A 12,048-nucleotide genomic window follows, 5' to 3' on the forward strand; every position below is an offset into this window, starting at 1 on the left:
CTTTACAGTACAGGGCGTGACGGGAGCCGCCTGGGCGCCATCTCGGCAAGACCTGCTGCCGCTTGACGAAGGTGCTGCAGCAGAGGATGCCTTGTCACGATCAGTCCCCACAACCAGCAGAAGGCGGCGACCACCAACGCTGATATAAGCCCTACAATGAGATTAAGAGTTCCCGTCCCGATCAACGCCGCACAGGTGGCCGCGCCCGCTACAGTCGCCATCGTGACGACACCGCTCTTCAGCAGGGCACGGCCAAATTCGCCCGGCCGCAGCGCCAGATGCGAACTGAGATAGTATATCGCCACTGCTGCTTGGAATGGCAACGTCAGCAAGGCGCACGCTGCGACTGCCTCCACGCCAAAAAAGGACGCACCAAGAAGGGCAAGGAGTGAAGGTGGTATCGAGATGCAGGACGAAACAAGCGCGTCGCGCACGCGTCCGACTGCCAGGAAAACAGGATACGTCAGACACGCGGCGAACACCGCCAGATTTGCCAGGCAAAGAATGCGCACTAACGGCACTACGTCCAGCCAGGCTTCACCCAGCCAGATCAAAACGATCGGCCTTGCCATAATGGCCACGAACGTGAGGAACGGCCACTGCACGGCGGAAAGCAGTTGGACCGCATCTAGATACACGCCTTTTAGATCTGCCCCGGCTGCACGCCTCGTCACAATCGCGGGCATGATGGTCGGGTTCAGCACCTGCGTGACAAGCCTGTCGAACACCTGGGTCAGGTTGATCGCCCGGCTGTAGAGACCTACAGCGGTAAAATCGAGAACCTTCGCAAGAAAGAGCTGGGGCGCCAGGTTGTAAAAGACATTGATGACGCTGACGCCGCTGGAATAGAGACCGAATTCGAGGACGTCTCGGTATTCGGACAGCGAAGGACGTAACACACTGAAATCCCGATACGAGCTCAGCAGCATGGCCGTGAGAACCATGCTCCCCGCCACACCACCCCAGATCGGAGCCATGTAGCTGAATTTCAGTACTGCCAGTCCGATCGAAACCAGCGCCACCGCCATATTGCTTGCAAGATTGCAGACCGCGAGCGTCCCGAACTGCATGTCACGACGAAACAAGGCGATCAACGTTCCGGAGACCGGTAGAACGAGAAGATTCAACGCAGAAACCTCGATACCTCGCCTTACACTGTCCTGCGCAACGAGTCGCGATACAACGTCGGCCGTGGCAAATAGGATCAGCGCAATCGCCAGTGAGATGCCTAAGGTGATAGTGAACGCTGTGCGAATCGTCCCGCGCGATAGCTCACGTTTTTGAATCAGGTAATTCGCCCCCCCAAATTCCTGAAAAGCGGCTGTGATCACGGCCGTAAGCGCATTGACAACCGCGAAGACCCCGAACTCGCTCGGCGTCAGTAGACGCGAAAGCACCGCGGTCGAGACGAGGAACAGCACGAGACCCGCATAGCGATCGACCGCAGAAAACAAGACTGAACGTTGCACTGAATTCATTGCGACTCCGTCGCGGGGCTCGCGCGCGAACAGCCCTCACCAAACCGCCAATTAAGCCGTGGCCCGAGCCCGCTCCGGTCGCCTGCCCGGCAACTGCCTGATCGCGACCGGCTTGCCCTGTTCGGCAATCGATCGCGACGCCGCCTCAAGCACCTCGATCACTCGCAGCCCAGACATGCCGCTGGAAATCGGCTGTCCGCCGGTGCGCACGCAGTCGATAAAGTGCTCGACCTCCGTTTGCAGCGCCTCTTTAGGCGAGATGTGCGGAGCCCACATATCGCCGGCGCGATATCCGATCCGAAATTGATGTGCACTCTCGGGAGGCCTATCAAGGGTAATTCCCTTGTCATAGACCTTCACCTTTTCGGTCGGCTCGAGATCGTCGTAGACGATCATCTTCTTGCTGCCACCAATGAACGTCTGGCGTACCTTGACAGGCGAGAGCCAGTTGACGCTGACGTGGGCCACGCATGCGTTGGGAAAGAACAATGTGATGTGGGCCATGTTTTCCGGCGAACCGGCAACATGGCACGAGCCCGTTGCCGAGACCGCGACCGGCTCCTCATCGAGGATATGGTTGATGATCGAGATGTCGTGCACCGCCAAATCCCAGATCACATTTACGTCTTTTTGAAACAGCCCGAGGCTCGAGCGTATGCTATCGTAATAGTAGATGTCTCCGAGCTCTCCCTTCACCAAGAGCTCGCGGATCTTCTGAACCGCTGGCGTGTAGAGAAAGGTGTGATCGACCATCAGCGTCAATCCGCGCCGGTCCGCTTCGTCGATCAAGCGGGACACGAGGTCCGTGCTTGGCGCCAGGGGCTTCTCGACCAACACGTGCTTGCCAGCCCTCAAGGCCGCAATTGCCAGCTCGTAATGTGTGTGCACCGGCGTAGCGATAGCGATCGCATCAATCGAGGTGTCCTTCAGCAGATCGTCATATCGAGGTGTGGTTGATACCCCCGGGTAAACCTGCCTTATGGCGCCGAGCCTGCCTGGATCAAGGTCGCTGACGCTGACGACGCGGGCGTCCGGATTGATCGAGAAGTTGCGAACGAGATTAGGGCCCCAATAGCCGTATCCCACGACCCCGATTCCCACCTGGCTATCTCGCATACTGACCTCGATCCATTCGGGGGATTACGCCGCAATACGTTATGTCCGCGCCGGCATATCCTGCCAGATGCCTCGCGTGTCGATCACGTCGAGGTGCCGGCGCTCTGCTAACGGCACCATTTTGAATTCGTCATGGTCGACGAGAAGAATCGCGATCTCGCAACTGCGCAGGGCTTCCTCAATATTCACGAATGCGACACGATGATCGGCCAACTGAGGAGGCAGACGGCGCAGATTCGGCTCAACAACCTTGATCCGTTCACCGTATTTTGCCGCGAGATGCGTGGCTATCTCCATGGCCGGGCTTTCACGCACGTCGTCGACATTGGCCTTGAAGGTCAGTCCACAACAAGCCACGTTCGCATAGGGATGATCGTCGATCAGTGCCTCTGTGCGCTCGATGATCTTCTGCGTTTTGGCGTTGTTCACTTCTCGGCTTGTTCGCATCACACGCGCGAGGTCTGGCGCTGAGTCGATGATGAACCAGGGGTCGACCGCAATACAGTGCCCGCCCACTCCAGGTCCCGGTCGCAATACGTTTACGCGAGGGTGGCGGTTGGCGATATCGATCACCTCCCAGACGTTGATGTCGAACCTGTCGCAAATCAGCGAGAGTTCGTTGGCAAATGCAATGTTGGTGTCGCGGAAGGCGTTTTCGGTCAGCTTGACCAGCTCTGCCGCGCGCGCCGTAGTACCGACGCAAGCGCCGCGAACGAACATTTTGTAGAAGCGCTGAGCCCGCCGCGTGCAGGTTGGCGTAATCCCGCCGATGCACCTGTCATTGTTGATAAGCTCGGTCAAGATCCGTCCCGGAAGCACGCGTTCGGGACAGTATGCGACGTAAATCGCTCCCTCTTCCTTGCCGTTGACGCCTATGTGCAACTCTGGCCTGCGTTCGACGATCCGCTTTGCGATGGCTTCTGTTGTCCCAATCGGCGATGTCGATTCCAGAATGACAAGATTGCTCGGCGCGAGAAGATCTACGATCGAGTCGACTGCGGCATTCACCATTGACAAGTCTGGACGGTTCTCGTGATCGATTGGCGTCGGTACTGCGATGATGAACACGTCCGCCGGCTGCGGCTTTCTGGCGGTCGTGAGCGCACCACTCGACACGACCTTGGAAACAAGGCCATCCAGATCGGGCTCGGCGATGTGAATTCTGCCGGATGCAACGGTGTCGACGATGCGTTCATTGGTATCGATACCGACCACCTGCAGCCCTCGGCTCGCAATCAGCGCCGCGGTCGGCAGACCGATATAACCAAGTCCAACCACATTGATCTTTTGGAATTCAGGCATCGAGAAGCACTTTCACGATCCGCTCGCTCGCGTGCCCGTCACCGAACGGATTGTGCGAACGCGCCATGGCAGCATAAGTCTCGTCGTCGTCGAGGAGGCGGAATGTCTCGGCCACGATCCTGTCGTAGTTCGCACCGACCAGGCGCGCCGTTCCCGCTTCTACTCCCTCGGGACGCTCGGTTGTCTCGCGCATCACCAGGACCGGTTTACCGAAAGTGGGTGCCTCTTCCTGTACGCCGCCTGAATCTGTCAGGACCAAATAAGACATCGAGAGCAGGCTCACAAAATCCGTATATTCCTGAGGGGAAATAAGGACGACCCGCGGATGGTCCGAGAACCGAGACGCAAACATGTCGCGGACATTCGGATTCGGATGCACGGGGAGCACCACGGCGACGTCCTCCCTGCGCAGGATGGTCTCCAACGCGTTCGCGATATTAACGACGCCGCCGCCGAAATTCTCCCTGCGATGGCAGGTCACCAGGATGATGCGCCGATTGCCGTGACGCTTCTTGATGCCGTCCCATCGGCACGAGAGCCCTGGATCGGATTCGACCATAGCTTTCGCGAGGATGAGAGCGTCCACCACCGTGTTTCCGGTAACGTGAATGCGGTCATCCGGGACATTTTCAGCGCGTAACGCGCGCGCCGCGCGCTCTGTCGGGGCAAAATGTTGATCGGCGATCGAGCCGACGATCTTGCGGTTCACCTCCTCGGGCCACGGCGCGAAGATGTCACCGCTGCGCAGCCCGGCCTCGATGTGCGAGACCGGTATACGGTGATAATAAGATGCCAGTGCACCCGTCATGGCAGTCGCCGTGTCGCCTTGGACAATAACCCTGGTGGGCTTCAACTTTTCGAGGAGTTCGCCGATTTGTCCGAGCAGCCGAGCGGTCAGATGATCGAGAGTCTGATTGGTCGTCATGACGTTCAGATCAAAATCCGGGACCACTTTGGCCAACTTGAGGACTTGATCAAGCAAGTGCCGATGCTGTGCAGTCGCACAGATCGTTACGGAGATGTCCTTGCGCTTCTCGGCCTTGAGCCGGTTGATGACCGGAAAGAGCTTGATTGCTTCCGGCCGGGTTCCGAGAAGAATGAAAAAATGCTTGCGCACGCCTCACCCTCCGATCCGGCTCGGACCAGGCGGAGCGGCGCCGGGCGCACCAAGCGGGTGCCGAAATGCCTGCCTGATGAGGGCTTGCGCCAGGACGCCCGCAAACAGCGTGTTCGTCGTGGCGTATCGCCACCACATCCGCCCAGGCTCCTGATAGATGCGGTACAGCCATTCGAGGCCGAGCCTCTGTATCTGGACCGGCGCGCGCCGAACGGTGCCTGCTAGAATATCGAATGCACCACCGACGCCCATGATAAAAGGTGCGCCGAGATCATCGCGGTGAGCGGCGAGAAAGCGCTCTTTCCGGGGGGTCGGCATGCCGATGAAGAGACAATCGGCCCCGCTGGATTGGATGTCCCGGACGACATCACTCTCCTGCTCGCGTTTGAAGTAGCCGTCGTGCCAGCCCGCAAAGACAAGTGAAGGATGCCTCTCGCGCGCGCCTTGCATCGCCTGCTGCAGTACGGCGGGAGTGGCTCCCAGGAAATAGGGCTTGAAGCCTTCATGCGCACATACCGCGAGCAACTCGGCGAGGAGATCCACACCCGCGACCCGCGACGTCGCCGGAAGCCCCAGTGCTCGAGCGCCCCAAACAATCCCCATGCCGTCGATGCCGACAACATCGCTGTTGGCCACATCGGCCGCGAGCACGGGATCGGATCGCATATTGACGAATTTGGCGACGTTCAGCGCCACATGTTGCAGCCGTCGCCGGCTGTGCATGGCCCCGCGCGCCAGATCGACGGTTTCCGCCATTGTCAACAGGTCGATGGGGCATCCCAGAAATGAGGCGCGCATTGGAACCTATCTCCTAGAAAATTCCACCCGGTTTAAGTTTGCATTTAAGATTATTATTGAGATAATACGCAAGCAACATTTAATTGCAAGGTTTAAATCGAGCGGACCTCGCCGCACCCTCGCAAAATACGAGGCCGCCGCGCAAACTGGCGGGCAGAAAATCTAACATGAATTAAATAGAGGAATTAACTGATGATTTCGGTCATTATTCCCCACCTCAACCAGCCTGGTGCTCTGGAAGCCTGTTTGCACAGCCTGGACGCACAGACCCTGACGCGTGACGCATTTGAGATCATCGTGGTGGACAACGGCTCGGCAACGCCCCCAATGGACGTCGTTGCGGCTCATCCTGGTGTGCGGCTGCAGCACGAACCGCATCCAGGACCTGGCCCGGCGCGAAATGCAGGCGTCGCTGCTGCCAACGGCGAGATCCTTGCCTTCATCGACGCCGATTGTAGGGCCCATCAGGATTGGCTGAGCAGCGTGGTGAAATGGTCTCGCTTGTCACCGGCTGGCACCGTTCTCGGGGGCGACGTTCGCATTTGGCGGCCGGAAAATGCGAAGCTTGACGCCATTGCGGCTTACGAAAGCGTCTTCGCTTATCGTTTCAAGCTCTATATCGAGCGCCACGGTTATTCCGGCACTGGCAATATGGCGGTGTTTCGCCGCGACTTCGATCGCGTCGGCCCTTTCGCTGGCATTGAAGTCGCCGAAGATATGGAGTGGGGGGAGCGTGCGCTGCGGGCCGGACTTCGATTTCGATACACCCCTGAGATGATCGTCTTCCATCCGGCCCGGGGCTCTCTCCAGGAGCTCTACGCCAAATGGGACCGACACATCGCGCACTATCGCAACATGGCGGAAGGTAAACCCATTTGGCAATTGCGCTGGATCGCGCAAGCTTTGCTCGTCCTCGCGTCACTCGCGCCAAACGCCGTGACTGTGCTCACCAGCGACCGCCTACACGGTAGCGGCGTCCGCCTCAAAGCTATTGCCGTATTGTGTGCTGTCCGAGCGCACCGCGCCATGACGATGCTCTCGCACCTACGAGGGCGCCGAGCAGTCGCCTGGAACCGTTAGCGAAACGCCAATTCTGTCAGGCGCCGCCAAAGGCACAATTGTGGGTCAGCTCCTGCAGGTCGGTACGCCGGCCGAATGACCACAGGATCCAACCCAGCTCGTAACTGCGGCACTCAAGCCGAACTTCCACGTTAGTGTCTTCGATCAGCCGCGGCCCTTTTCCGAGCCAGGCGTTCTTGAGCGCGCGCAATACCCGGGGCGCCCTCGTTGTCAATTCACCTTTGCGAACCTGCGAGCGGAGGGTCAGGTTGAGTTCAGGCACGAGCATGGCTCGGCCCAGTTGGTTCTGGCCGAGTACCCAGTTGAATCCCTTGACCAGGGCGTCCCGCGATCCCCTCAGGCCAAAGCTCTCTGCCCATTCCAGCAGTGCCGGAGCCATTCCATACTGATGGACAGAATAGACTTCGTAAAAATCAAGGACGCGACCGTTCAGCGCGTCGAAAAACCAAGGCCATTCGCCCTGTGGACCTTGAAGCGCTATCAGATTGCGCACACAAGTATCGGCCATGACAAGCGCGGAAGCATCGCCAGCGAATTCACCATATTGATAACAGGCGATCGAGAGATAGGTCTGCGTTGCAAATGACGAGAAACGGCGCCGAAAGCCGAACGGTGCATCGAAAAACAATCCCGATTCGCTGTGCAAGCGTTCCTTCAAAAACCGATATAGCGGCATGGCGTAGCGCCACCATTCGTTCTCGCCCGCCCTCGCCTGAGCCACGATCCCCGTGAGCAGCATGCCAAGATCCTGCGCACGGAAAGCCCTCCACCGGGACTCATCGGCAAGAATGGCTCTTAGCTGGTGTTTGACCGGCTCCGGTATTTCGACGCCGAGCTCGGCGGCGCTCCATAGCGCCATACCGAAGGCGTACTTGCGCACCGGGAGCCTCGTGAGTAACAGAACATTGCGATGGAATATTTCCGGCAGATCAATACCACTTGGAATTCCAGCGACGCGCGACATCCCGAGTAAAACGTTGAGAGTATAGAATACGTCGCTGTTGGGTACCGACTCATTGGGCGAAGAACGTCCATCAAGATGGTAAATGTGGGACCACCGACGATGTTCAGGTAGCCAACAACGTTCCAGCCCGTTGAGCGCATAGTTCACGAGCGGTGAATTTTGCGAGAGCTTGCCCGCCGCTGTGGGCACTAGGAGCTTCGCCCCAAAATTCGGACTAATGATCATGGTCATCGCCATTCCAAGCTGGGTTAGTATTCACGAATGCTTTCATCCAATCCGCGCAGCAATGGATAGAGGAAATAGGAGATCACGGTGCGCTTGCCAGCTTTCAGTTCGGCCGTCACCGCCATACCTGGAATCAGTTGAATGCGCTCAGCCGGCAGCCGAAGGTGCGTGTCCGACAAATCGACCAGTACGCGGTAATAGGGAGCTGACGCGCGGCGCGCACCTTCGGCCTTCGGGTCCGGCGAGAACGTGTCCTGACTGATGATGCGGACTTCCCCTGTTGCAGTTCCATATTTCTGGAAAGGAAACGCTTCGAACTTGATCCGGACCGCTTGTCCAAGCGCCACCTGACCGATATCCCGACCCTCGACGTTGACCTCCGCCTGAAGAGGCACGTCACGCGGAACCAGGACAAACAGCGTTTCCGCTTCGCGAACCACCGAGCCGACTGTCCGGTTTGCGATATCCAGCACCACGGCATCTGCCGGCGCCTGCAGGACGACCAACTGTCGACGAAGCTCGGCTTTCTTCAATTCCTCTGCTGCACCATTGCGCTTCGGTAGCGTCTCCGCCACTTCCTGATAAGTGGCGCGACGAAACTCCTCGACGAAGACCTTCTGGTCAGCGCGGGCCTTGTCCAGCCGATGGGTCGTATCGGCGATACTGCCACGAACGCGCGCCAGATTGCTCTCAACTTCGAGCCGTGCATCGCGAGACAGTAGAAAATTCAGCCTCGAACCGACCTCTTTGTCCATCAGCGTGGTGCGCATGGCTTCAATAGAACGCATCGTATCGAGTCGCTGAAGGAGAACCGCCTCTTCGTCCTGCGCTGTCTTCAGATTGGCTCGAGCGGAAGCGATCTGTGCGTCGTAGTTCTGGATCTGCGCCTCATAGGCGGCTCTCCTCTGCAAGAACAACTTGCCCTGCAGGATTTGGTCCGCATTTGTGAGCTCCTTGGCGGCATACTCCGTTCCATTCAATTCGGCGCCAAGGCGATCGATCGACGCATCGAAACCAGCCACCTTCCCGCGCAATTGATCGAAATCAGCCTGCGAGAAGGTCGGATCGAGCGTAGCCAGAACGTCGCCGCGGTTGACGCGATCACCGGCCTTGACGTGGATCTCGCGTATGACCGACGTTTCCAACGGCTGTACGACCAGGTTTGGACGTGTCGTGGTCAATTTCCCCTGCGCCGTGACGATCGTCTCCACTTGCGAAACGGATGCCCAGGTGACCGCGAAGGCAATTAGCCCAAGCACGCCGTAGAGGGTAAGGCGCGCGAGCCGCGGCGGCGCTTGGTGCTCGACTTCGGTTGCATCGGACTGGAACTCGGCGATCACAGGCGCCTGTCTTGGCACTGGCCTGAATAGCTTCCGCCGTCGCTCGACCGTCCTGGCCGGGACCAGATCGTTCCTGTTCGCGTCCGTCCGTGTTTGCCTTGGCTCCATCATGCAATCTGTTTCATCTGCTGGTTCCACAAATGCCTGTAGATGGTGCATTTCGACAGGAGGTGGTCGTGGCGATCCACGTCAACGATTCGGCCGCGGTCCATCACCAGGATCTGGCTTGCTTCAGTCAGCATGGACAGCCGATGCGAGACAATGATGACGGTACGTCCCGCCGCCAAACGGCGGAGATTGCGCTTGATGATCATTTCGCTTTCGGAATCGAGGGCACTCGTCGCTTCATCGAAAATCATGATCCGTGGATTGACGATCAGAGCCCTCGCAATCGAGAGCCGCTGCTTCTGCCCGCCGGACAGGTTCGAGGCATCTTCCTCAAGCATGGTATCGAAGCCACGGGGCAACCGCTCGATGAACTCATCGGCGCCTGCGAGCTGCGCCGCAGCGACGACTTCGGCAAATGTCGCGTCCCGTTTCACGCAGGCGATATTGTCGCGAACCGTCCCTCGAAACAGGAAATTATCCTGCAAGACGATTCCGAGGTTTCGGCGCAGGTGTGCCAGGTCGAGCTCCCTCGAATCGTAACCGTCGATACGGAGCAGCCCCTGCTGCACCGGATACATGCCCGAAATCAGCCTTGTGAGCGTCGTCTTGCCGGAGCCGCTTCGGCCCACGATCCCGAAGATCGAACCTGGCTCGACGGTGAAGGAGACATCATCGAGCGCCGGCTCTCCCTCAGCTCCGTAGCGAAAGGAAACATTCTCGAACTCGATTTTGCCGGCGATATCGGGGCGCAGCCCATCTTTCTTGCCGTCACGCTCAGGCTTCTGATTCATCACCTCGCCGAGCATTTTCACGGCAAGAGCAACTTCCTGGTATTCGTGCACCATGGTCACGAGTTGGACCAGTGGTCCGGAGACCCTGCCGGCCAACATGTTAAAGGCGACCAGCGCGCCGATTGTCATTTCTCCAGCGAAGACATCGAGGGCTCCGACAGCGATGATCCCAATCGTCATGATCTTCTCGAGAAATCCGGTGAGCGCTTGGGCACCGGCGGAAATCTTCTCGACACCGAATCGCATGGTAATCGACTGTGCACAGCGGCTATCCCAGATCCTGCCCTGCACGGGCTCCATCCCCAGCGACTTCACCGTGCGCATACCGTGAACTGTTTCGACGAGGAGAGCCTGCCGCGCACCTTCCGCCTGGTAAAGATCGTAGAGACGTCGCCTGAAAGGACCCATGAGCAGGCCGACAACAGCGCCGCTCGCGGCAGTGAAGGCCAGAACCATGAGCGTCAACTTCACGCTGTAGAGCGCAAGTACCGGCAGGAAGACGAATAGCGAAAGCGCGTCCAGGGTGGTTAAGAATAGTCGACCGGTCAGAAACTCACGGATTCGCGCCGCCTGCTGCATGTGCTTGACCAAGACCCCCGCTGCCATGTGCTCGAAGAAGGTGACCGGCAGCCCGAGGAGATGACCGAACGTCTTTGTAGCAACTCGAATGTCGACCTTATTAGTCGCATAAAGCAGCAAGTAGCGCCGCAGAAAGCCGAATATCGTGTCAAAGACGAGTGCTGCGGCCGCCCCTGCCGCGAGTACGTAGAGCGTGGTGAAGCTCTCGTGAACCAGAACTTTGTCGATGACGAGCTGGAAAAAGATCGGGATGACGAGTCCCAGCGCATAGAGCAGGATGGCCGCAATCGCGACGTCCCTGAACAGTCGCCATTGAAGAAGCAATTCCGGCACGAACCACCGGAGGCCGAAAGTCCTGGGAGCCTCCCGTGTCAACTGCTCGCGCTTGATCAGGATGATGTCCCCGGCCCATTGGGCACAGAATCGGTCTCGGTCAACAACCAAGACCTCGTCCTTGCGGTCGGCGAGCGGGTCGAAGACGCTGACGACCTCAGTGCCCTCAGCTCCCAATCCTGCACCCAGGACAACGATCCAGTTGCCATTGGCGAGCCGCGTCAGCGCCGGATAGGCTTCTCCGAGACGGATCAGCGCACCCCACTCCATTTTCGTGCTTCTCGCGCGCAGACCTGCATCCTTGGCCATGCGCAACAGAAGGTTCAACGAGAGCGGAGCGGCTACGGCATAGGCGTGCTTTAGACGCTCGACCGCCAGGTCGACGCCGTGATGACCGGCAATCTTGGACAGGCACTCCAATGCCGTCTGCGTCGCCAATCCAGGCGGGTCCACAACCAGGCCTTTCGCGCCACCAGCGGCGTCGATTTCACCGGAAGTTCGAAGAGACATTATGGGACCGTGGCGTGCTGGGCGCGAGCGCATCGCGTACGACCGACGCACCGTTGTGCGACTCAGCTGGCTGACCTCGCCGGACTACGCCCGCGTCGACCAACCCCTGAAGCGCCTTCTGCATCACATCGACCGAATTGGCGAAGGATTCGACCGAAAAGATCAGCCGCTGAGAAAACACGCGTTTCGGGACATTGTTGGCGTCACGCTCCGTCGGTGAAAGACTGACCAGATCGATGCGGACGATAGTTCCGCTGACGGTAATTTCTTCGATTCCGTCTGTATATAGTTCGGCGTGCATCTGGTG

10 protein-coding genes are annotated in these 12,048 nt (G+C 58.7%); 1 reads left to right on the plus strand and 9 read right to left on the minus strand.

Annotation, left to right across the window (positions count from 1 at the left end; translation table 11 throughout):
* Positions 1-2: 2 nt before the first annotated feature.
* Genes ABIB66_RS22190 through ABIB66_RS22210 form a run of 5 tightly spaced genes read right to left on the minus strand, consistent with a single transcriptional unit; the run spans position 3 to position 5,811 of the window.
* On the minus strand, positions 3-1,478 hold the full coding sequence (locus ABIB66_RS22190; RefSeq protein WP_354255629.1) for an oligosaccharide flippase family protein: 1,476 nt from the start codon (positions 1,476-1,478) through the stop codon (positions 3-5).
* A 51-nt stretch (positions 1,479-1,529) separates the two neighbouring features.
* Positions 1,530-2,594: a Gfo/Idh/MocA family protein gene (locus ABIB66_RS22195; protein WP_275173796.1), complete on the minus strand. Its 1,065-nt coding sequence runs from the start codon at positions 2,592-2,594 to the stop codon at positions 1,530-1,532.
* Between the two features lie 39 nt (positions 2,595-2,633).
* Complete coding sequence (wecC, locus tag ABIB66_RS22200; protein WP_275173795.1) at positions 2,634-3,896, minus strand: UDP-N-acetyl-D-mannosamine dehydrogenase; 1,263 nt, start codon at positions 3,894-3,896, stop codon at positions 2,634-2,636.
* On the minus strand, positions 3,889-5,013 hold the full coding sequence (gene wecB / locus ABIB66_RS22205; protein ID WP_275173794.1) for a non-hydrolyzing UDP-N-acetylglucosamine 2-epimerase: 1,125 nt from the start codon (positions 5,011-5,013) through the stop codon (positions 3,889-3,891). The genes wecC and wecB overlap by 8 nt, the downstream gene beginning before the upstream one ends.
* A gap of 3 nt (positions 5,014-5,016) precedes the next feature.
* Positions 5,017-5,811 (minus strand): WecB/TagA/CpsF family glycosyltransferase, encoded by a 795-nt coding sequence (locus ABIB66_RS22210; protein ID WP_354255634.1) that lies wholly within the window; start codon positions 5,809-5,811, stop codon positions 5,017-5,019.
* 192 nt (positions 5,812-6,003) lie between these two features.
* On the opposite strand from ABIB66_RS22210, the gene ABIB66_RS22215 reads away from it, so the two are divergent.
* Positions 6,004-6,891 carry a glycosyltransferase family 2 protein gene (locus ABIB66_RS22215; protein ID WP_275173792.1) on the plus strand — a complete coding sequence of 296 codons (888 nt, stop codon included), beginning with the start codon at positions 6,004-6,006 and terminating at the stop codon, positions 6,889-6,891.
* A 16-nt stretch (positions 6,892-6,907) separates the two neighbouring features.
* On the opposite strand, the gene ABIB66_RS22220 is transcribed toward ABIB66_RS22215, so the two are convergent.
* The 4 genes from ABIB66_RS22220 to ABIB66_RS22235 form a co-directional block, all read right to left on the minus strand.
* On the minus strand, positions 6,908-8,086 hold the full coding sequence (locus ABIB66_RS22220; RefSeq protein WP_275173791.1) for a hypothetical protein: 1,179 nt from the start codon (positions 8,084-8,086) through the stop codon (positions 6,908-6,910).
* A gap of 17 nt (positions 8,087-8,103) precedes the next feature.
* Positions 8,104-9,420 (minus strand): HlyD family type I secretion periplasmic adaptor subunit, encoded by a 1,317-nt coding sequence (locus tag ABIB66_RS22225; RefSeq protein WP_275173790.1) that lies wholly within the window; start codon positions 9,418-9,420, stop codon positions 8,104-8,106.
* 107 nt (positions 9,421-9,527) lie between these two features.
* A complete protein-coding gene (locus ABIB66_RS22230) occupies positions 9,528-11,741 on the minus strand; it encodes a peptidase domain-containing ABC transporter (RefSeq protein ID WP_502918333.1) in 2,214 nt (737 codons plus the stop codon).
* Positions 11,719-12,042: a hypothetical protein gene (locus ABIB66_RS22235; protein WP_275173788.1), complete on the minus strand. Its 324-nt coding sequence runs from the start codon at positions 12,040-12,042 to the stop codon at positions 11,719-11,721. The genes ABIB66_RS22230 and ABIB66_RS22235 overlap by 23 nt, the downstream gene beginning before the upstream one ends.
* Positions 12,043-12,048 lie beyond the last annotated feature (6 nt).

Source organism: Bradyrhizobium sp. F1.13.3, assembly GCF_040548265.1.
Classification (GTDB): domain Bacteria; phylum Pseudomonadota; class Alphaproteobacteria; order Rhizobiales; family Xanthobacteraceae; genus Bradyrhizobium.